The organism is Hyphomicrobium sp. DMF-1, assembly GCF_027886585.1.
Taxonomy (GTDB): domain Bacteria; phylum Pseudomonadota; class Alphaproteobacteria; order Rhizobiales; family Hyphomicrobiaceae; genus Hyphomicrobium_C; species Hyphomicrobium_C zavarzinii.
Genome location: NZ_CP115706.1, coordinates 1,122,280 through 1,141,917 on the forward strand (window position 1 = coordinate 1,122,280; position 19,638 = coordinate 1,141,917).

Annotated in this window: 19 protein-coding genes; 12 read left to right on the forward strand and 7 right to left on the reverse strand. The window is 63.1% G+C overall.

All coding sequences use genetic code 11. From position 1 onward, the window contains the following. Positions 1-7 precede the first annotated feature (7 nt). From flgH to PE058_RS05170, 11 genes are all read left to right on the forward strand, one after another. Positions 8-766 (forward strand): flagellar basal body L-ring protein FlgH, encoded by a 759-nt coding sequence (gene flgH, locus PE058_RS05120; protein WP_020084278.1) that lies wholly within the window; start codon positions 8-10, stop codon positions 764-766. 12 nt (positions 767-778) lie between these two features. Beyond that, positions 779-1,276 (forward strand): flagellar basal body-associated FliL family protein, encoded by a 498-nt coding sequence (locus PE058_RS05125; protein WP_271030036.1) that lies wholly within the window; start codon positions 779-781, stop codon positions 1,274-1,276. Then, the gene (gene fliP / locus PE058_RS05130) at positions 1,273-2,016 is read left to right on the forward strand and encodes a flagellar type III secretion system pore protein FliP (protein WP_020084280.1); all 744 of its coding nucleotides are present in this window, start codon (positions 1,273-1,275) and stop codon (positions 2,014-2,016) included. Before PE058_RS05125 ends, fliP begins: the two co-directional genes overlap by 4 nt. A 181-nt stretch (positions 2,017-2,197) precedes the next feature. Next, entirely contained in the window at positions 2,198-3,154 is a 957-nt protein-coding gene (locus PE058_RS05135) for a flagellin N-terminal helical domain-containing protein (RefSeq protein ID WP_020084281.1), read from the forward strand. Positions 3,155-3,488: 334 nt separating this feature from the next. Beyond that, entirely contained in the window at positions 3,489-4,448 is a 960-nt protein-coding gene (locus tag PE058_RS05140; protein WP_020084282.1) for a flagellin N-terminal helical domain-containing protein, read from the forward strand. A gap of 191 nt (positions 4,449-4,639) precedes the next feature. Continuing rightward, the gene (locus tag PE058_RS05145; RefSeq protein ID WP_020084283.1) at positions 4,640-5,572 is read left to right on the forward strand and encodes a flagellin N-terminal helical domain-containing protein; all 933 of its coding nucleotides are present in this window, start codon (positions 4,640-4,642) and stop codon (positions 5,570-5,572) included. 200 nt (positions 5,573-5,772) lie between these two features. Next, positions 5,773-7,470, forward strand: coding sequence for a flagellar basal-body MS-ring/collar protein FliF (fliF, locus tag PE058_RS05150; RefSeq protein WP_020084284.1), 1,698 nt, complete (start codon positions 5,773-5,775; stop codon positions 7,468-7,470). After that, entirely contained in the window at positions 7,467-8,069 is a 603-nt protein-coding gene (locus PE058_RS05155) for a hypothetical protein (RefSeq protein WP_271030037.1), read from the forward strand. The genes fliF and PE058_RS05155 overlap by 4 nt, the downstream gene beginning before the upstream one ends. Continuing rightward, positions 8,066-9,289, forward strand: a complete 1,224-nt coding sequence (locus PE058_RS05160; RefSeq protein WP_020084286.1) for a MotB family protein — start codon at positions 8,066-8,068, stop codon at positions 9,287-9,289. Before PE058_RS05155 ends, PE058_RS05160 begins: the two co-directional genes overlap by 4 nt. Further along, positions 9,286-10,593: a hypothetical protein gene (locus PE058_RS05165; protein ID WP_271030038.1), complete on the forward strand. Its 1,308-nt coding sequence runs from the start codon at positions 9,286-9,288 to the stop codon at positions 10,591-10,593. The genes PE058_RS05160 and PE058_RS05165 overlap by 4 nt, the downstream gene beginning before the upstream one ends. After that, entirely contained in the window at positions 10,590-12,185 is a 1,596-nt protein-coding gene (locus PE058_RS05170; protein ID WP_271030039.1) for a flagellar hook-length control protein FliK, read from the forward strand. The genes PE058_RS05165 and PE058_RS05170 overlap by 4 nt, the downstream gene beginning before the upstream one ends. Before the next feature lie 389 nt (positions 12,186-12,574). On the opposite strand, the gene PE058_RS05175 is transcribed toward PE058_RS05170, so the two are convergent. Together PE058_RS05175 and PE058_RS05180 are read right to left on the reverse strand one after the other, a co-directional pair. Further along, positions 12,575-12,799, reverse strand: coding sequence for a hypothetical protein (locus tag PE058_RS05175; RefSeq protein ID WP_020084289.1), 225 nt, complete (start codon positions 12,797-12,799; stop codon positions 12,575-12,577). Between the two features lie 245 nt (positions 12,800-13,044). Beyond that, a complete protein-coding gene (locus PE058_RS05180; protein WP_156827177.1) occupies positions 13,045-13,317 on the reverse strand; it encodes a hypothetical protein in 273 nt (90 codons plus the stop codon). Positions 13,318-13,457: 140 nt separating this feature from the next. Between PE058_RS05180 and PE058_RS05185 the strand changes: the two genes are divergently transcribed. Continuing rightward, positions 13,458-14,246, forward strand: coding sequence for a lysozyme (locus PE058_RS05185; RefSeq protein WP_271030040.1), 789 nt, complete (start codon positions 13,458-13,460; stop codon positions 14,244-14,246). A 37-nt stretch (positions 14,247-14,283) separates the two neighbouring features. Here the strand turns inward: PE058_RS05185 and PE058_RS05190 are convergent, their stop codons facing one another. The 5 genes from PE058_RS05190 to PE058_RS05210 form a co-directional block, all read right to left on the reverse strand. After that, positions 14,284-15,222, reverse strand: a complete 939-nt coding sequence (locus tag PE058_RS05190) for a CheR family methyltransferase (RefSeq protein ID WP_051113759.1) — start codon at positions 15,220-15,222, stop codon at positions 14,284-14,286. 79 nt (positions 15,223-15,301) lie between these two features. After that, positions 15,302-15,667: a response regulator gene (locus PE058_RS05195; protein ID WP_020084292.1), complete on the reverse strand. Its 366-nt coding sequence runs from the start codon at positions 15,665-15,667 to the stop codon at positions 15,302-15,304. A gap of 134 nt (positions 15,668-15,801) precedes the next feature. After that, entirely contained in the window at positions 15,802-16,272 is a 471-nt protein-coding gene (locus tag PE058_RS05200) for a chemotaxis protein CheW (protein WP_020084293.1), read from the reverse strand. Further along, positions 16,269-18,917, reverse strand: coding sequence for a chemotaxis protein CheW (locus tag PE058_RS05205; protein ID WP_020084294.1), 2,649 nt, complete (start codon positions 18,915-18,917; stop codon positions 16,269-16,271). Before PE058_RS05205 ends, PE058_RS05200 begins: the two co-directional genes overlap by 4 nt. Positions 18,918-18,953: 36 nt before the next feature. Next, positions 18,954-19,436, reverse strand: a complete 483-nt coding sequence (locus PE058_RS05210; protein ID WP_026867777.1) for a hypothetical protein — start codon at positions 19,434-19,436, stop codon at positions 18,954-18,956. Positions 19,437-19,638: the final 202 nt, after the last annotated feature.

Genomic DNA, 19,638 nt, shown 5'->3' on the forward strand with positions numbered 1-19,638 from the left:
GTGAGCCATGACGAGGATCTGTCTTTGGCGGAAGCCGGCGCTCTCGAGGCGGCCGGCCCTCGTCGTTGTTGCGCTCACGCTGTTTGCGGGCGGCTGTGCCAATGACATCCGTGATTTTAACCGCGAGCCGGCGCTGAGCGCGGTGGGGTCGGGATTGCTTGCCGACCGCGTCCCGCTGCCCGCGGAGCCGACGCCGCAGCCGGCCTATCGGCCTGGAAACTCGATCTGGCAGGATGGGAGCGCCGATCTTTTCCGCGATCCGCGTGCGCGCAAGATCGGCGACGTTGTGACGGTCAAGATCTCGATCAAGGACAAGGCGAACCTCGACAACAACTCCAAGCGGTCGCGTGACGCCACGACCAAGCTCAAGCCGAAGATCGGCTACGATCTCGCGACGTCCGGCGGCCTCAACCACACCGGCGATATGTCCGTCAACGTGGAGGCCGATGCGGAGACCTCGACGGACAGCAAAGGCGGCATCACCCGGTCCGAGAGCATCGAGCTTCTGGTGGCGGCCGTCGTCACCGGCGTGCTGCCGAACGGCAACCTGATCATCAGCGGCAGCCAAGAGGTGCGGGTGAACTTCGAAGTCCGCGAGCTCAGCGTGGCGGGCATCGTGCGGCCGCGCGACATCTCGACCGACAACGCCGTGGCCTATGACAAGATCGCGGAAGCCCGCATCTCCTACGGTGGCCGCGGTCGCATCACGGAAGTGCAGCAGCCGGCGGTGGGCCAGCAACTGTTCGACCTTCTCACGCCCTTCTAAGGAGAACCGGCGGTGGCGAAGAGCGATGCCAAGGGTGACGGGAAGGGCGGTGGCGGCGGTCTGATCGGGATCATTGTCGTGACCCTTCTGGCGCTCGGCTTCGGAGCCGGGTTCGGTTTCTTTCTCGACGGCAAGCTGAAGAGCGCGGCTGAAGCGAACGCCAAGCAGAAGGCGAAGGAGCCCGAGGCGCAGGAGCCGGTCAAATCCACAGTGCCTTCCACCGCTAAGCTCGTCACCATGACGCCGATCGTGGCCAATCTCGCCGAGCCCAAGGATGCCTGGACTCGCATTGAGGCATCGCTGTTGATGGATGACATGCCCCAGGGCGCCGATACCTTGGCGGCCCAGCTCGCCGAGGATTTCGTTGCCTACCTCCGCACGGCGACGCTCGCGCAGTTCGAGGGGCCGAGCGGGTTCCAGAACCTCCGGGAGGATTTCATCGATCGCGCCACCATTCGTGACCGCACGCATATCAAAGATGTCATCATTCATGGCGTGGTGATCGAATGAGACGTCTCGCCGCTTTCTCCGTGCTCATGCTTCTGCTGGTGCTTCCGAGCGCTGCTCTGGCGCAGGGGTTGAACCTCGAGGGCCTGTTGCCGGCGGGCGAGCAGACGGTCAGCGGGCGCATGGTGCAGATCATCCTGATCGTCACCATGCTGTCGGTGGCGCCCGGCATCCTCATGATGGTGACGTGCTTTACACGGTTTGTGATCGTGCTCTCGCTGCTGCGGTCGGGTCTCGGACTGCAGACGACGCCCGCGAACATGATCCTCGTGAGTCTGGCCTTGTTCATGACCTTCTACGTGATGGCGCCGACCTTCGACAAAGCCTGGCAGAACGGACTCAAGCCTTTTGCCGAGAACAAGATCAGCGAGGAGGAGGCGTATGTTCAGATCACGCAGCCGCTGCGGGAGTTCATGCGGGCCAACGTGAGGCCCAAGGATCTCGAGCTGTTCGAGGATCTCGCGCAGGAGCGCTTTGGTCCCCGTCCCGCCGATGCGGAGGTGGAGCTGCGCGTCTTGATCCCCGCGTTCATGATTTCGGAGCTGAGGCGCGGCTTCGAGATGGGCTTTCTCGTGGTGCTGCCATTTCTCGTCATCGACCTGATCGTCGCCACGCTCACCATGTCCATGGGCATGATGATGCTACCGCCCACTGTCATGAGCCTTCCGTTCAAGGTGCTGTTCTTCGTGCTGATCGACGGGTGGAATCTGCTCATTGGCGGGCTCGTGCGCTCGTTCCCATGAGGCAAAGCTCCGAATTTTACGGAGGGGAGCAAGGCCGGATTAACCGTGGATCAATACCTCGACGCTATAACTTCGATTAGTGGCAGATTGGGTTGGGGGGCAAGGCCCTAAGCACGGTGCCGCGAGTGTAAAAGAACGACCGTAGTCGCGGTCGCGGTGGTGTAGCGTAAAGGTAGTAGTAATGAGTAGCATCAATACGAACATCGCGGCGATGACCGCGTTGCAGTCGTTGAACCAGACCAACAAGTCCATGTTGGTCACGCAGAATCGCATTTCGACCGGCCTTCGCGTCGGCAATGCCTCGGACAACGCCGCTTATTGGTCGATTGCTACGACGATGCGCTCGGATCGCAGCGCCGTGTCGACCGTCTCCGACGCGCTCGGGCTCGGCTCGGCCACAGTCGACGTCGCCATGCAGGGCATGGAAGGCGCCATCAAGATCGCCGGCCAGATCAAGGACAAGCTGCTCGCTGCCCGCGCGCCGGGCCTCGATCGCGGCAAGATCCAGTCTGAAATCACTCAGCTTCAGGAATCGCTGAGAAGCGCTGTCTCTACGTCGAACTTCTCGGGCCAGAACTGGCTCGCGGCAGACGGCGCCGACAGCACGCGCTCGCTCGTCTCGTCCTTCTCGCGCGATGCCTCCGGCAACATCTCCGTCGGCACGATCTCGGTCGATCTGTCGAAGACGCGCCTTCTCGATACGGGCTCGGGCACGACCGGCATTCTCGACAGCATGATTACGGCCGCCAGCGGCGGCGCCGATTTCCGCATCGTCCCCGAGGACGACGGCAGCGGCACGCCTGACCCGGATGCCATCAACATCAGCACGCTTACGGATGATTCCCAGGCGAACCTCGATCGCATCGAGGACTTCATCAAGGGTGTCGACTCGGCGATCGCCAAGATGACCGATGGCGCGACCGTCCTCGGCGCCGTGAAGTCGCGCATCGATATGCAGAAGGATTTCGCGGACAATCTGATGGATGCCATCGACACCGGTATCGGCCAGCTCGTCGACGCAGACATGAACGAGGAGTCGACGCGTCTTCAGGCTCTGCAGGTGCGTCAGCAACTTGGCGTTCAGGCGCTCGGCATGGCCAACCAGTCGGCGCAGTCCATCCTTTCGCTCTTCAGATAAGCAGCGTCAGGATTCGATTTGACGATTTCGAAGGCCGCACCCTTGGGTGCGGCCTTTTATTATTTATTGTTTTTGGGCCACCGGGAGGTGGCAGATGCCCCGTCGTTGCGGCCCCGGGATAGTCCGGCTTTTGGCGGCCGGGCCGTATGGCACCCTCAATTCTGCTGCGTTTTCCAGCACTTCCACCGCGCGCGGGGGCTGGGAGTGTCCCATTTTGAATTGTTTTGGTGCATTTGGGGCACTGTTTAACGGTTCGGTAAGCAACAATGCTTATTTTCTTCCGTGAAAGCCCGACTTGGGGAGCGGGACAGACGAGTCGGAAGAGGAACACACGATGAGCAGCATTAACACCAACATTGCGGCGATGACTGCCCTGCAGTCATTGAATCATACCAATAAGGAAATGTTGACCACGCAGAACCGGATCTCTACCGGCTTCCGGGTCAACGATGCGTCCGACAACGCAGCTTATTGGTCGATCGCCACGACGATGCGTTCAGATCGCAGCTCCATCTCCACGGTGTCGGATGCGCTGGGTCTCGGTGCCGCCACGGTCGATGTTGCTATGCAGGGCATGGAAGCGTCGATCAAGACCGCGACCGCCATCAAGGACAAGCTGCTTGCCGCCCGCACGCCGGGCCTCGATCGAGTCAAGATCCAGTCGGAAATCTCGCAGCTTCAGGAATCGCTGAGAAGCGCCGTCTCGACGTCGATCTTCTCGGGCCAGAACTGGCTCGCCGTCGACAGCACGGGCGAAATGGAGCGTACGCTCGTTTCCTCGTTCTCGCGCGATGCCGCCGGCTCGATCTCGGTCGGCACCATCACGGTCGACCTCAACAAGACGATCCTGCTCGATACCGGCGCAGGCACCACGGGCATTCTCGACAAGATGCGGACCGCTGCCAGCGGCGGCGCCGACTTCCGTATCGTCCCCGAGGACGACGGCAGCGGCACGCCGGATCCGGATGCTATCAACATCAGCAGCTTCACCGATGACTCGCAGACGAACCTCGACCGTATCGAGGACTTCATCAAGGGCGTCGACGAGGCCATCAAGGAGATGACCGAGTCCGCGACCGTCCTCGGCGCCGTGAAGGCCCGCGTCGATCTTCAGAAGGGATTTGCCGACAGCCTGATGGACGCCATCGATACCGGCGTTGGCCAGCTCGTCGACGCAGACATGAATGAGGAATCGACTCGCCTCCAGGCTCTGCAGGTTCGCCAGCAGCTCGGCGTCCAGGCGCTCGGAATGGCCAACCAGTCGGCCCAGATGATCCTGAGGCTGTTCCAGTAAGCCTCTACAAGCTTCGACCGTTCCCCCAATCGAAAGCCGCGCCCCCCCAAAAGGGGCGCGGTTTTCGCTTTTTTGCGCTTTTCCGATTCGTGACTCCCTCGTGGTCCTGCGCCGGGCCTACGTCAGGGTGGCAATCCCCACACAAGGTTCAAAGGAAACAATGAGTCACGAATCGGTAAAAGGGCGCCGGAATGAGCAGCTTAAATACCAACGTCGCGGCCATGACCGCGCTGCAAACCCTCAACAAGACCAACAAGGATATGTTGGTCACGCAGAACCGTATCTCGACGGGCCTGAGGGTTAAGGACGCCTCCGATAACGCCGCCTACTGGTCGATCGCCACGACGATGCGATCCGACAATATGGCGGTTTCAACGGTTCAGGACGCGCTCGGCCTTGGTGCGGCAACCGCCGACGTCACCGTGACGGCGATGAACAGCGCGATCGAAACTGTAAGCAAAATCAAAGCCAAGCTGGTGGCTGCCCGCGCCCCCGGCCTCGACCGCGGCAAGATCCAAAGCGAAATCTCGGCGCTGCAGACAGAGCTGCGCAGCACGGCCGAATCAGCAGTGTTCTCCGGCGAGAACTGGCTGATGACCGATTCGACCGGCATCATCTCCAAGACGATCGTGGCTTCCTACTCGCGCGACAGCACCGGCGAGATCACGATCGGCAAGATCGAGGTGAACGTCGGCCCCACCGGCACCATGCTGTTCGACACCACGACGTCGGGTACCCTGCAGGGTGTGCTCGACAAGGATCGGACGACCACGGCTGGCACCACCTACACGGCTGCGACCCTCGATATCTCGACAATTACCGACGATACGGCCGATCTGGCCGACCTCGAGGATATGATTCGAGGCGTGGACGATGCGCTCAGCTCGATGACGGACGCGGCGACGGTGCTGGGCGCGGCTAGGTCGCGCATCAACCTGCAGAAAGATTTCGTCAGCAAGCTCATTCAATCGATCGACACCGGCATCGGCCAGCTTGTCGATGCCGAGATGAACGAAGAATCGACTCGCTTGCAGGCGCTTCAGGTCCGCCAGCAGCTCGGCGTCCAGGCGCTTGGCATCGCCAACCAGTCCGCTCAGCAGATCCTGCAGCTGTTCCAGGGCTAACCGCCGTCCCAAGAGTTTCCGGGCCCGGATCCCATCACCCCGCGCCCCCGAAGGCCACGCCACCCCGCCCCGGCGTGGCCTTCGCTATTTTGGCGGCGTTTCAGGGCGTTTCGTTACTCGGCGCAATTTCCACGCAAGCTTGATTGCCCAGAATCCCTTCGGCACAAATCCAACAAGCCGCGCAAGGGGTTGAGTCGGCAATGCTCGGACTCGAACAACTCGACAGACTTTGGGCAAATCTGCTGGCGCTCGGGACGAAGCGCCTGGCAGCGCTCGGCTTGGTTGGTCTCGCCGTTTTCGCGTCGGTCGGCTTCGGCAGCTACTACCTCAGCCGGTCCGATTTCGACACGCTCTACTCCGGCCTCAACGCGCAGGATGTCAGCCGCATCGGCGCCGTTCTGAAGGATGCCGGCATCACTTTCGACGTCAACTCCGAGGGAACCAAGGTGATGGTTCGCCGCGAGGAGACGGCGCAGGCGCGCATGCTGCTCGCGGAGAAGGGCCTGCCTTCGAGCTCCAACGCGGGCTACGAGCTGTTCGACAAGCTCGGCCCCATCGGCCTCACCTCCTTCATGCAAGAAGTGACGCGCGTGCGCGCCATCGAGGGCGAGCTTGCGCGCACCATCCAGGCAATGAAGGGTGTGAAGGCCGCGCGCGTTCACATCGTCATGCCGGAAACCGGCTCCTTCCGCCGAGGCCGCCAGCCCGCTTCGGCCTCCGTCGTCATCCGCACCGAGATGGCGGCCGACGCCTCGACCGCGCAGGCGATCCGTCACCTCGTCGCGGCGGCCGTTCCGGGCCTGACCGTCGATGACATCAGCATTCTGAGCACCGACGGCACCGTGCTCGCCTCCGCGGGCGATGCCAGCTCCACGTCATCGAGCCGGATGATCGAGCTCGAGAAGACGGTGAGCAAGGATCTGACCGACAATGTTCGCAAGACGCTGACGCCCTATCTCGGCCTCGATAATTTCGAGGTCAGCGTCGCGGCGCGCCTCAACATCGACAAACGCCAGACCAACGAGACCTCGTTCGATCCGGATTCCAAGGTCGAGCGCTCGCTGCGCGTCGTAAAGGAAAGCGGAAGCCAGCAGGATACCTCCAGCAAGCAGCCGGTGGGTGTCGAGCAGAACGTTCCGGAGCAGAGCGCGGGCGGCTCGGGCGGCGATCAATCGAAGCGCACCAACGAGCGGCGCGAGGATCTCACGAACTTCGAGCTCAACTCGAAGACGATCTCCACAACGAGCGAGGGCTACCGGATCGACGCGCTGACGATCGCGGTCGTGCTCAACCGCAAGAGGTTGCTGGCGACGCTGGGTGAATCCGCGACGCCGGAAGCCGTGCAGGCGCAGGTGAAAGAGGTCGAAAGACTGGTCGGAACCGCGGCTGGCGTGGATGTGAAGCGCGGCGATCAGATCAGCGTCGTGGCCGTCGAGTTCGCCGAAGACACCCAAATGAACCAGGGCTTCGACACAGCGAGCCTCATGGGGCCGCTGATCGGGCTCGCTACGGGACTGATCAAGGCACTGACGGTGCTCGGCCTCGTGTTCATCGTGGTTACGTTCGGACTGCGGCCCGTGACGCGGCTGCTGCTCGACCAGAAGGAAGGTGCGCAGGTGGCCGGCGGAGCGCTTGGCGCGGCCGAAGGTGGCGCGGCCGTCGACGACGGGTCGCTGCTCACCTCGAACGAAGAGGCGGAGATCGCGGCTCTCGCGGCTGACTCCGCGGCGACCGCCGAACTGCTTGGCATCAAGGCGCAGCGCGAGCCCAATCTCATCGAGGACATCACGACCGACGTCATGCGCTTGTCGCAGCGCCGGCTCGAGCAGATGGTCGCGCTCGATGAAGAGCAAGCCGCCAACATCCTCAAGCAGTGGATGCGGGAGCGGGCCGCATGACGACGGCACTTCCGGTCGCCTACTACCTCACCGAGATGAGCGGGGAGCCGTCACGGCGTGGCGGCCGAGCCCCGATCGGCGGAGAGGGCAACTCAGATATCGCCGCGCAGATCAGCGATGCGCACGCCCGCGGCATTCTGGAAGCGCGCGCAGCCGCGCAGGTGGAAACCGACGCGGCCCTCGCAGCTCAAGCAGCCGCGTTCGAAAAGAAGCTTGCCGCCGAGCGGCAGAAATGGGCGGCAGAGCAGGGCGCGCTTCTTGGGCAGCTTCTCTCGTCGTCCATGGAGGATCTCGAGCGGCGCATTGCCGATCAAGCGAGCCGCATTCTCGTTCCGATCATCAGCGAGCAGTCCCGCGTAAAGGCCATCGAGGAGCTATCCGCTCTCCTCAACAGTCTGCTGGCGAAGGGCGAGTACGCGAAAGTCTCTGTCTCTGGGCCGAATGATCTGATCTCGGCGATGGAAGGCCGGCTGGGTGCCTATGAGGGTGTGTCGTTCTCGGTGACCGAGAGCGTTGATGTGACCGTGCGCGCCGACGAGACGATTATCGAAACACAGCTCGGCGCCTGGGCGAACGCAATCGAGAGGGATGGCGCATGAGTGCCGACGGAGATGTGTCTAGCCCGCATGAGGTCGTCATCGTCCGGCGTCGCGGCGGTGACGGCGAGGAAGGCCATCACGGCGGTGCGTGGAAAATCGCGTTCGCCGACCTCATGACGGCGATGATGGCGTTCTTCCTTGTGATGTGGCTCCTCAACGTTTCCGACAAGGAGAAGATCCAGCAGATCGCCACCTACTTCAATCCGCTGAAGCTCAATTCTAAGAGGCCGACCACGAAAGGCGTCGAGGAGGAGCAGGAGACGGAGAAGACCGCTCCCACGACGGTCGGGCCCTCCGACAAAGGCGCCAACATCAGCGACATCGAGGGCAAGGACAAGATGCAGGGCGCTTCGAAGCCGGGAGGCGACGGAGAGCTCAAGGAGGGCGTGGCGCAGAAGGCCGAGGAGGAGCTGTTCAACGACCCTTACGGCGTGCTGGCACGGCTCGCGCTCAAGGCCGCGAGCGACAACGATCAGATCAAGGACGCCAAGAGCGAGAGTACGCTGCCCGGGGGAGACGCCTACAGCAATCCGTTCGAGCCGTTCGCAGAGCGCCCCATTGTTCCGGACAAGAACACGGGTCAGGCCGAGCCGTCGCCGATGACACTCGACGAGGCGGGTGATTATCCGAAGCCCCCGGGCCTCGAGCCGCCGCTCGAGGTCAAGCCGGAAGAAGCGGGGGAGCCGGCGCCCAAGGCCGTACCCGCGGAAGCGCAGCCGGCAGATGCAGCAAAGGACGCGGACGCGGAAAAGAGCAAGGCGGAAGCGCGCGCTCTCGAAGGCGAGATTTTGAAGGAGCTTCAGGGACTCGCGCCGGAGAAGAAGCCAAGCATCGAGGTGAAGAAGGTCGACGAGGGCTATCTGATCAGTCTCACGGACGATTTTCGTTTCGGCATGTTTGCCAGCGCTTCCGCAGAGCCGCGGCCTGAGCTGGTGCTCGTGATGGAGAAAGTGGCGAAGGTGCTGGCTGCGCGCGACGGCAACATTGTCGTGCGCGGGCACACGGACGCGAAGAAATTCCGGTCGGAGAAGAACAACAACTGGCGTCTTTCTATGTCGCGCGCGCAGATGGCCTACTACATGCTCGTGCGGGGCGGCGTTCAGGAAACCCGCTTCGAGAGCATCGAGGGGCAGGCCGATCGCAAGCCTAAGATTCCGTCAGATCCTAATGCGGCGGAGAACCGCCGTATCGAGATCCTTCTCAGGGTGCCCAGGACGTGATGAGAGGTGGTGCTCTCTTCCTGCTGCTCGCACTCGCCTGCCTCTCGGCCGGCGCCGGCGGAGCCATAGCGGCGGGAGACCATGGCGAGAGCGCGAAGGCGGAAAGCACTCCGCCGCCCGAGGGCGCGGAAGCCGGGCACGGCGAGGCCACTGATAACGCGAAGGCTGCTGAAGGCGGCGAAGCGGAGGGCGAGCCTCCGCCTGAACCGCTTTGGCCCGAGATGCCGGCCGTTGAGCTCGACAAGCAGCCCTACGTTCTCGTGCGCTCGCTTCGCTCCGTGCAAGACGAGGTCGCTTCCGGCAGCACGACGGCGCATGAGCTTCAGCGGAAATTGCTGCGCGATTACGGCGAGCAGATGCGCGATCTGCCTGTGGGCGTCTGGGACGACGTTCGCAATGTTCGCGCGGCCATCTTTTTCGTTCTGAGCGGCGGCGATCCGGCGGTTCTCAAGACGGTTATCGGGCGTAAGAAGACGCCGTTCATCGAGCGCCGTCTTCTCAAGGGTGCGCTGGCCTACGGGGAAGGCCGGCTCGTCGATGCGCTGAGCATGATCCACAAGATCGAAGCCCGGAAGCTCGATCCGTTGCTCGGCGGCATGATCGCGCTCATCCAGGGCACGCTGATCGGCAAGAAGGACATCAAGAAGGCCATCGATTTCTTCGACGAGGCGCGCCTGCTCGCGCCGGGAACGCTGATCGAGGAATCGGCCCTGCGCCAGCAGATCCTGCTCCTGGCGCGAGAAGGCGAGGTGGAGCGCTTCGACGTGCTCGCCTCACAGTATTCGCGCCGCTTTCCGCGCTCGCTTTTCGCGCGCAACTTCCGCAGGCAGTTCTTTGCTGGCGTGGCGCGTCAGAACTACAAGCGCGCGTCGGAGTGGGTGTCGCGCACCGAGTCCGAGCTGATGAAGGTGCCCGCGGCCGAACGTGTCGGCCTCTACCTTTCGATTGCGGAGGAAGCGACGAAGGGCGGCAACATCGACATCGCGAAGTTCGCGGCGAACAAGGCGCGGGATCTCTCGCAGCCTGGCAGCCGCGCGGTCGAGCGGGCGAAGCTGTTCGAGGGGGCGTCCCTGGTCGCGACCGACGAGTTCGAGCGCGGGGTCGAGCTGCTGAACCAGGTCGATGTCGCAAAGCTCGGTGCTTCGGATCGGGAGGTGCGCGAGTCCGCGCTCGCCGTGGCGCGGTCTGTCGGCAAGTGGCCGGAGGCGCCGGAGAAGCTCGAGGAAGCGCCGCCGGAAGCCGTCGGCCGTGCGCAGACGTTGCTTTCGAAAGTCGATTCACTATTGGAAGGAGTGCCGCAGTGAGCGCCGCGCAGGCTTTGAATTCAGCCATGCTCTCCGTGACCACGAGTGTGCGCCAGAGCCCGGGTGAGGGCGCGCGCAACGATCGTGGAGACACGTCATTTCGCGATGCTCTGGATTCGGCTTCGCGCTCTTCGGATACGCCGGCTTCCTCGTCTTCGCGGAGCGCGAACGCGTCCGAACGGGCGAGCACAGAGCGCAAGGACGCGAGCAACGAGGATGCGGCCGATACGGGCAAGCGCGAGGACGATTCCGCGCGGTCGAGCGACGAGGGCACGAAGCGGACCGACCAGGGCGGTGTCACTGGCCTTTCGTTGATTCTTGCGGCGTTGGAAAAGCCTGTCGAGCCTTCGGACCCGGCTCAGAGCGGGGAGTTTGCCGAGGCACTCGCGACATTGAAGACGGGCGAAGCGCTGGTGCGCCGTGGCGATATCACGGAGGATAAGAAGGCCGAGACGCAAGATGACGGACCACTGCTGCCGAGCGAGGTCATCGAAAACGAGGATCAGCTCGATGCGGCCAAGCTTCTGGCCCTTCTCAAGAACCCGGAGGCGTCCGAGGAAATCGGCGTGGACGCGCTCGCTGACGCACCCGGCGTGGAGCCTCCGGTCGAGATCAAGGTGACCGTCCTGGGCCAGGAGAAGCATCTGGCTCTGGAGCCGATGCCATCGGATGCGGTCGCGTCTTTCGGTGAGCCGGTGGATGCGGCTGCGTCGGAGGCGGCGGAGGCCGCTCCGGAGGGAGAGCAGCTTGCCCGTGAGACGGCAGCAGCCAAGGCGGGACAGGGTGTTCGAGAGACGTTCGATCGCGTCCGGCCGGAGATGAATACAGACACCACCGCATCCAAGAGCGAGACCGGTGCGAGCCGGTCACCGGCGGTCGAGGCGCGGAGCCAGGGTGGCAGCGCATCCGCGGATCAAGCCATGGGAGCCCATGCGGGCGGGCGCCAGCAGGATAGCGGAGGCTCTTCGAGCGGGAATTCGCAACAGCAGGGGGCGAACTCGTTCGTGTCCATGCTCAACGCCGCTCAGGCCAGCCGGCCGATGGACGAGGCCTCCGATGCGACTGGCACTTACGAGCCCCTGAGCGATCAGATCGCCCGGGAGGTGAAAGCTGAGTTGCGGGCCGATGGCCTCGGCGAAAGCTCGTCGGAAGGCGTGGTCAAGGTCCTGAGCATCGAGCTCAAGCCCGCCAATCTCGGCAGCGTGACGGTGCGGCTCGCGCTCAAGGACAACGCGATCACCGTGCATCTCGAGACACAGCGGCGCGAGACGCTGGCCGTGATCGAGCGAGAACGCGATGCGCTGGTCGGTGCTTTGTCCTCGGCGGGCTACTCGGTCGACGGCGTCACGACCGGCCCGCAGAGCGAAGCCTCCCGCTTGAGCGTTACGCAGTCCGGCTTCGGCGGTTCCGGCTCCGCGGCATCCCAAGGGTCGCCGCAGGGGCAGCTTGGCCAGGGCCTCGCGAATTCCTCCGGTGGCCAAGGCCGCCAGGAGAACGGATCTTTCGGCCGGCAGGACTATCCCACACCCGCGGATGGTAAGGATGCCGGCAGCAACGGCATTCGCAGGAGCGCGGAAGGGCTATATGTTTAATCCCGCGTAAACGGCGTTGTTAGAGCGTGAGTTCGGTATGAGCGTAATTCCATTCCCGTCTGGTCCACGAGCGGCGAGAGCGATGACAAGCACAGGACTTCTCGGGCCCTTCAGGCTCGCTTACGACGACATTACCGACACCATCCCGCGCGTCGCGCCGGGAGCCTTTGTGCTTGGACACAAAGGCCCCGACGGCAGGTTCTATGTCGACTACGTCGGCCGGGCCGACCATGACGTCCGCGACAAGCTTCTTCAGCTCATCGGGTCGGGCAATCTGTTCAAGTACAGATGCTCGACGTCCAGTGAGGCGGCCTTCCATGCGGAGTGCGAACTGTTCCACGACTTCCAGCCGCCGGGGAACCGGATGCATCCGGATAGGCCGGCCGGCACTAATTGGGAATGTCCGAGGTGTCGTTTCTTTCGCCTTCAAGGGCGAGCATAGCCATGATGTCGCTCAGCGCGGCTTGATAGCCATGGTGCCAATAGGCACGCTCGGGCGTATGGGCATCGAGGTGACGCTGGTCGACGTCGGTGTACGGGGCTTCTTCCTCCAGCCACTCGCGGATGTTGTCGCGACGCTGACGGAGCATAGTCACATTGGCTTTCTGGTACATGTTTGAACCGACCCTGACCCTGATACTTTTTTCGGCTCACCGCTTTGGTGCGGCAGCGTCACTCTTTGTACCTCAGGGCCTCTTGCAGTCGGCTTAGGTGACACAGGAAAAGTTTGCTCAAATTTTACGGGCTTATTCGTGCCAGAACGGGACAGGCAGTAACGGCTCGTCAGGCTTCGGCACGGTGAGGCGGGAAGACCGGCGCAATTGCGATGGCACAACGCTTCCAGTGAGCCGCTAAGAGCTCAGTGGATCTCCGGTAGAACGTCTCCGATGCGGCGCGGACCGGCCGGCTTTCTAGGCGTGGCGGTCTCGGTAGGGGCTTTTTCGACGATCTCAGCGGCAATACGGCGAATCCAGCCGTCGATGGTGGCTTGTGGATCGCGGCCATGGGCTACGTCGGTCGCGACTGCATTGACGAGCGCGCGGGCAAGAGCCGTCGCACGGGTTTCTCCCAAAGGGCGGGACAACTCACCGAGAGCGGAGATTCGAGCGCGAAGGTTAGCGGATAGCTGCATGGCTGCACCAAACGAGGACACATACCGTTCTACGCAACTGCCGTGCCAAGGATCTCGTGAGTCTGGGTCTGGAAATCGGCGTCAGCTTTACGCAAGGGCCTCGGGTTAACAAGGCTGGTCGGAGGCCACAGATCCCTGCCATGCACAGCTTTTATCTGGATGCGATCCGCAACTTCGAAGGTTTCACGCCCAAGGCGACTTGGGACTATGCGCAGCACACGAACGGCTACGGCACGCGGGCACGCTACGCCGGTGAGGTCATCAGCCGTACGGAGGCTGAGCGCAGGTTCCAGGCCGAGGTGTCGTCTGCGCGTTCGATCGTCGAAAAGGCGGCGCCGCATGTGGACGAAGGCACCAAGGCGGCGCTGACGTCGCTCACCTACAACGCGGGAACGGCTTGGATCGACAGCGGCCTCGGCGATGCCGTGCGGCGGGGCGATCTCGATGCAGCCCGCGACATCTTCCAGAAATACAACAAGGCGGGCGGCGAGGTTCTGCCGGGGCTCGTCAATCGGCGCACTCAGGAAGCGATGTGGATCGGCAATCCGGACGCCATGCCGGTCGCCAGCGCCCCGAATGACGCGGCGGCGAGCGGCGGCGCGGCGGAGATGTTGCCGCCGGTCGTGCTCGATCGTGATGCGAGCGCGCTCAAGATCGCCGAGCTTTTGAAGGCGAGACCGCCACGCTCGACCGATGCACCGGGCGACACCGGATCGGTCGCGCTCGAGCGCGGGCCGCGGACGGAGCGTCTTGCGGTCAGGACAATGCTGCAGAGCGTAGCGGGCGACGCGCTGGCCGCGCTTGTCGATACAGAAGGCCTCGGAGCCAACAACATCGCTGACATCACGCGGCTCGCGCAGCTCGGGAGAGGCAGCGAGCTTGCACGGCCTGACCGGGATCGTCAGGAAAAAGAAACGCGGCGGATTTGACCGCCGCGTTCAATACGTCCAATTCTGAGATGATGACCTAGCCGGCGGTGCGAAAGCGGGCCGCGGCATTCATGGCCGTTGCGCCAAAGCCGGGCGGCAGGGTGGGAGCCGGTGTGTCGATGCGCGAGGCAAAGCGGGAAGCCGCGTCTGCTGCGGGAGACGCCATGGCGCCGCCGCGCTGGAAAATTCCGCGGTGCTCGGGATGCGGGACAAGATCCGTCTTGAGGCCGATCAAGCTTTCGGATGCGCCGAGCGTGAGGAAGCCATCGGGCGCAAGGATGCGCGTCATGCGGCCGAGGATGTCCATCTTGCGGGCGGCATCGAAGTAGATCAGCACGTTGCGGCAGAAGATGATGTCGAAGCGGCCGAGGGAGGTGTAGTCGGCGAGCAGGTTCATCTGGCGAAAGGTGACCTTCGAGCGCATCGCGTCCGAGATCTGCCAGCTATCGCCGATCTGATTGAAGTGGCGCAGCAGCATGGGCGTCGGCAGGCCGCGCTGAACCTCGAACTGCGAATAGATGCCTTTGCGGGCCTTTTCGAGCACCTGGTCCGAAAGGTCGGTTCCGAGGATCTCGATCTTCCAGCCGGGCATACGTGCCGCGTTCTCGTCCAGGATCATCGCGAGCGAGTAGGCTTCCTGGCCGGTGGAGGCCGCGGCGGACCAGATGCGCAGGCGCTTGTCGTTCTGGCGTGACGCGATCAGCGCCGGCAGCATGACGTTGCGGAACTGATCGAAGGGGGCCTTGTCGCGAAAGAAGTAGGTCTCGTTGATCGTCATCGCCTCGATGACGTCTTTGGTGAGCTTGGGGTTCTGGTTCTTCTGGAGGATGAGCACCAGTTCCTCGAGCCCCGAAAGCTTTTCGCGCCGGACGATCGGCATGACGCGGCTTTCGACGAGGTACTTCTTGCTCTGCTCCATCACCAGGCCGGACGAGCGGCGCAAGAATTCGCAAAGGGCGTCAAATGCTTGGGACATGTTACGCATCACTTATATTAAGGTTGAGCCGATCGTGGCGGGCTTGCCTTCGCGGGCTCACACGCACGGGCTTTGATCGTCACACCATCCCGATCTGCTCGAGCTTGGTGCGAATAATTTCCTGATCAAAAGGCTTCATGATGTATTCGGTCGCGCCGGCTTCGAGCGCGGTCAGGATCTTGTCGCGCGTGTTCTCGGTGGTGCAGAAGACGACCTGGGGTTCGTCGCCGTGCGGCATCTTGCGGAGCTTGGTCAGGAACTCCAGACCGCTCATCACGGGCATGTTCCAGTCGAGAAGGATCAGGTCGGGCAGGGATGCCTGGCACTGCTCGAGGGCATGTGCGCCATCCTTGGCCTCCGAGACTTCGAAGCCCATGTTGTCGAGAATCTGCCGGGCGATCTTGCGGATGAAGGAAGAGTCATCCACCACGAGCGCTTTCTTCATGTCACTCACCTTTACGCTACACTACTCACTTTGCGGACCGTGTTTCGCCTTCGGGCTCCGTGTGGAGCCGAAGGGATCGCAGCCACGTTCTTGAGGCCGGCGTGCCGGGCCCGAGAGCCCGGGCCTCGTCCGGTCTAGTTGGAGAAGTCGAAGAGAGCCCCGATGTTGAGTGCGGGGATCAGGAGGTTTCCGACTTTGTAGAGACCCGCCATGAAGCGGGAACGTGCAGGATCGAAGTGGGCAGGAATCTGCACCTTCATCGAGGCGTCGAGCGTCAGCACGTCGCCGACCTCGTCCACGATGAGAGCGAAGTTCTCGCCTTTGTGCTCGATGCCGATTGCAAGCGAGTTCTGCACCTCGTCGACGGGGATGCCGAGGCGGCGGCGCAGGCTTACGGCGGTTACGATCTTTCCGCGCAGGTTTACCAAGCCGACGATGTCGATCGGGCCAAGCGGGATCGGGGTCACGCTCGTGATGCGGAAGATGGTCTGCGTGTGGAGGACAGACAGGCCAAATGCTTCCCCGCCAGCGAATACGGTGAAGTAGCTCTCCTCACCTGCGGTCGGAACGTCGGAGACGGTCTGAAGGGCGACAGCGGCGCTCATGCTGCAATCTCCATGCTCGTGGCCTTGGCATCGGCGGCTGCATCGAGAGCGTAGGCGAGCGTCTCGAGCAGGGCATGGCGGTCATGCTTGCTCAGAAGCGCGAGCATGCCGTTCTCGGTGGCGATGCGCGAGGTGCGGTTCGTGGGTGTCCGGCTGACACCGATGATGGGCGTGCGGGCCGGATCCTTGCGCTCCTTGAGTGCGCGGAGGAACCCGGGCGCCGACAAGGCCGGTGCATCGGCATCAAGGATGATGGCGTCGAAGGAGGCGAACTGGTTGACCAGCTCGCTGATGTCGGCCGGGATGGACGTCGCGACAAGGTTGTAGCTTGCGGCCGAGAGAGCCGGGCAAAGCATGTCGCGGACGAGTTGGTCGTCGGCTGCGAACAGCACCCGCTGAGGCACGGGGTTGGTCCTGCCGGGCGAGTCGGCCATGCGGATGAAGTGCGAGACGTCGATGAGCTCGACGGCTTCGCCGCGGATCTCGGCAGAGCCCACCAGCTCGGAGTTGGCAGAGGCGAGCTGGATCTCGAGCTTGTCCTCGAGGATGTCCACGATCTCGTCGGCCATGAGTCCGATGGAGCGGTTCTCCGTTGCGACCACCAGCACCGGATACGACGGACGCGACATGTCGATGTGCGACGAGATCGGCACGATCGGCATCAGGCGGCCCTGGAGCAGCACCATAAGGCGGCCGTCCGAGCTTTCGATGCGGTTGGTCTCGACCATCTCGATGCGCGAGACGAGCGAAAGGGGCAGAACCTTCGGCGCGCCGGGGCCGGCGCGGAACATGACGAGACGGCGGCGCTCCTGGGCGTTCTGGTCGCGGGCCTGCTCGCGCTTCTTCTCGGTCGACTTCTCGATGCCAAGGTTGGCGCCAATGCCGGCGGGATCCAGGATGAGAACGACCGAGCCGTCACCGAGGATGGTGTGGCCGCTGAAGACCTTGAGGTGAGCCAGCGAGGCGCTGAGCGGCTTGACGACGATCTCCTGGATGTCGGCAACGCCGTCGACGATGATGCAGAAAGAGTCCGTGCCCACGCGCATGACGACGGCGAGCTTCTCGCTCTCCTCGTTCGCGTCATTGTTGCCGAGGCCGACGACTTCGCGCAGCTCGACGGCGGGAATTACTTCCTCGCGCAGCTTCAGCACCAGAGCGTTCTGCACGTTCTGGATCAAATCCTTGTAGTTCTTGCCCAGGCTCACCGCCTCGACGACGGACGTCTGGGGCAGGGCGAAGCGCTGGCCGGCGACCTCGATGATGAGGGCAGGCGCGATCGCGAGCGTGAGCGGAATGCGGAGTGAGAAGCGGCTGCCCTTGCCTTCGTTCGAGGAGAGGGTGACGGAGCCGCCGATCGCCTCGATGTTCGAGCGCACGACGTCCATGCCGACGCCGCGGCCGGACACGTTCGACACGACCTGGGCCGTGGAGAATCCGGGCTCGAAAATGAAGCGATAGATCTCCTCGTTGCTCATGGCGTGGAGCTCCTGCTCCGTCGCCATGCCCTGGGAGAGAATCTTCTTCTTGATGCGCTCGGTGTCGAGGCCCTTGCCGTCGTCGGCGATGTCGATGGTGATCTGGCCGGCTTCGTGAGCGGCAGAGACGCGAATTTCTCCGCGCTCGGGCTTGCCCTTCGCGAGACGCTCTTCAGGGCGCTCGATGCCGTGGTCGGCGCAGTTGCGGATGAGGTGGGTCAGCGGATCGCGAATGACCTCGATGAGCTGACGATCGAGCTCGGTATCGGCGCCTTCCGTAACGAGATCGATGCTCTTGCCAAGGCTGGTCGAAAGCTCGCGGACGAGGCGCGGCAGGTTCGCGTAAAGACGGCCGACCGGCTGCATGCGGGCGCGCATCACGGCGTCCTGCAGGTCGCTGGTCAGCGTCGAAAGGTGCTGAAGCGGTGTCTTGATCGCGTCGTCCTCACGGTGACGCGCGAGCTCGAGGAGCTGGTTGCGGCTGAGGACAAGCTCGGAGACGAGCTGCATCATGCGCTCGATGGTGTCCACCGAGACGCGAATGGATTCCTGGTTTGCCGTGGAGCCGCCTTGCGAGCGGCCTTCCTTCGACTGGGACGCAGCGGCTTCCGCCTTCGGAGCCTCGGCGCGTGCTGCGGGTGCTTCGACCTTGGGCTCGGCCGGCTTGACCTGCTCGACAGCGGCGGCTACGGGGGCAGCTTCCACAACGGGAGCTGCGGGTTCGGGCGATGCTGCCGGCGCGGCGGCCTTGTTGGAGCTTGCCTCCGCTGCTGCGGCGGCCGTTGCGGCCTCGGAGCCGGCGGCATAGTAGGCTTCGAGCGCATCGATGATGGCGCTGTCGTCGCCCGGGGGCTCGGAGCCGTGGGCTCCGATTTCCTCAATGATTGTCTTGATGCGATCGATTGCAGCAAGAATGATGGTGACGGAGTGCTGCGTCGGCGGAACGCCGTCGCGCAGCATGCCCATCACCGATTCCGCTGCGTGGCCCACGCGCTCAAGGCGTTCGAGGCCCAGGAAGCTCGATGTGCCCTTGATGGTGTGAACAAGGCGGAAAATGCTGGTGATCAGAGACGCATCGGAGGGATTGCGCTCGAAATGCACGAGCTGGGTTTCCGCTCCTTCGATGTGCTCGGTCGTCTCTGTCAGAAAGTCCCGCAGTAACTCGTCCATTGGAAGTCCCCCTTGGCGTCTGGCGCGCTTACTCGGTTACGCCACACACGGGATGAGCCGGTCGGCCATGCCCTGAGGAGACTCGGCCGCGTTTTCCCTTCCGTTGTTCACGAGATCGGAGGCGCGGTTGAGTGCGCTCCGGATTGCGCAAGATGCATTCTCGCAGAAGTCGGAAACGCGCGAAGGATCGAGTTCCCCATCGGGGCTGCGATGAGCGCGAATAACGTCGATGCTCGCCATCGCCATGGCGTTGATGCCGTCGATGATGCTTTCGAAGTCGCGCCGGAAGGCTTCGTCCAGGCCTTCGTAGATTTCGAGGGCGCGTGCGCTGCCGGGCAGCAGGGACTTCGCGAAATACTCGCGGTAGGTCACCGGGCGCCACTCGAGCAGCTCATCGAGCATTTCGGGCAGGAGCGTCGGAAGGTTCTCGATCAGAAGGAGAACCTCGTTGAAGTGATTGAGGTAGTCGTTTGCGATTCCCGACGCGGGATTAACAAGACACGCAGCACGTTGTTCCAATGAGTCGACGCTTCCGGCTTCTTGTGATCCGGTTTCGATTTCAGTCATTCCCATTTGCTGTCGCCCGCGCTGAAGTTTCGTCATATGAACGACGATACTCCACGGCCTTGCCTAAGAATCGGTTACGAGCGGCGTTGTTTAGGACGCAATCTGATCAGCTTCTTTAGGTGAAAGCGCAAAAAAAGCGGCGTGCACCGCGGGA

Excerpts from the sequence above, each read along its gene's own strand:
- PE058_RS05160 (WP_020084286.1), top strand. The coding sequence starts at position 8,066 with ATGAGTGCCGACGGAGATGTGTCTAGCCCGCATGAGGTCGTCATCGTC.
- PE058_RS05190 (WP_051113759.1), bottom strand. The coding sequence starts at position 15,222 with ATGTCCCAAGCATTTGACGCCCTTTGCGAATTCTTGCGCCGCTCGTCC.
- PE058_RS05155 (WP_271030037.1), top strand. The coding sequence starts at position 7,467 with ATGACGACGGCACTTCCGGTCGCCTACTACCTCACCGAGATGAGCGGG.
- PE058_RS05145 (WP_020084283.1), top strand. The coding sequence starts at position 4,640 with ATGAGCAGCTTAAATACCAACGTCGCGGCCATGACCGCGCTGCAAACC.
- flgH (WP_020084278.1), top strand. The coding sequence starts at position 8 with ATGACGAGGATCTGTCTTTGGCGGAAGCCGGCGCTCTCGAGGCGGCCG.
- PE058_RS05205 (WP_020084294.1), bottom strand. The coding sequence starts at position 18,917 with ATGGACGAGTTACTGCGGGACTTTCTGACAGAGACGACCGAGCACATC.
- PE058_RS05140 (WP_020084282.1), top strand. The coding sequence starts at position 3,489 with ATGAGCAGCATTAACACCAACATTGCGGCGATGACTGCCCTGCAGTCA.
- fliP (WP_020084280.1), top strand. The coding sequence starts at position 1,273 with ATGAGACGTCTCGCCGCTTTCTCCGTGCTCATGCTTCTGCTGGTGCTT.
- PE058_RS05175 (WP_020084289.1), bottom strand. The coding sequence starts at position 12,799 with ATGTACCAGAAAGCCAATGTGACTATGCTCCGTCAGCGTCGCGACAAC.
- PE058_RS05185 (WP_271030040.1), top strand. The coding sequence starts at position 13,458 with ATGCACAGCTTTTATCTGGATGCGATCCGCAACTTCGAAGGTTTCACG.
- PE058_RS05135 (WP_020084281.1), top strand. The coding sequence starts at position 2,198 with ATGAGTAGCATCAATACGAACATCGCGGCGATGACCGCGTTGCAGTCG.
- PE058_RS05180 (WP_156827177.1), bottom strand. The coding sequence starts at position 13,317 with ATGCAGCTATCCGCTAACCTTCGCGCTCGAATCTCCGCTCTCGGTGAG.
- PE058_RS05200 (WP_020084293.1), bottom strand. The coding sequence starts at position 16,272 with ATGAGCGCCGCTGTCGCCCTTCAGACCGTCTCCGACGTTCCGACCGCA.
- fliF (WP_020084284.1), top strand. The coding sequence starts at position 5,773 with ATGCTCGGACTCGAACAACTCGACAGACTTTGGGCAAATCTGCTGGCG.
- PE058_RS05195 (WP_020084292.1), bottom strand. The coding sequence starts at position 15,667 with ATGAAGAAAGCGCTCGTGGTGGATGACTCTTCCTTCATCCGCAAGATC.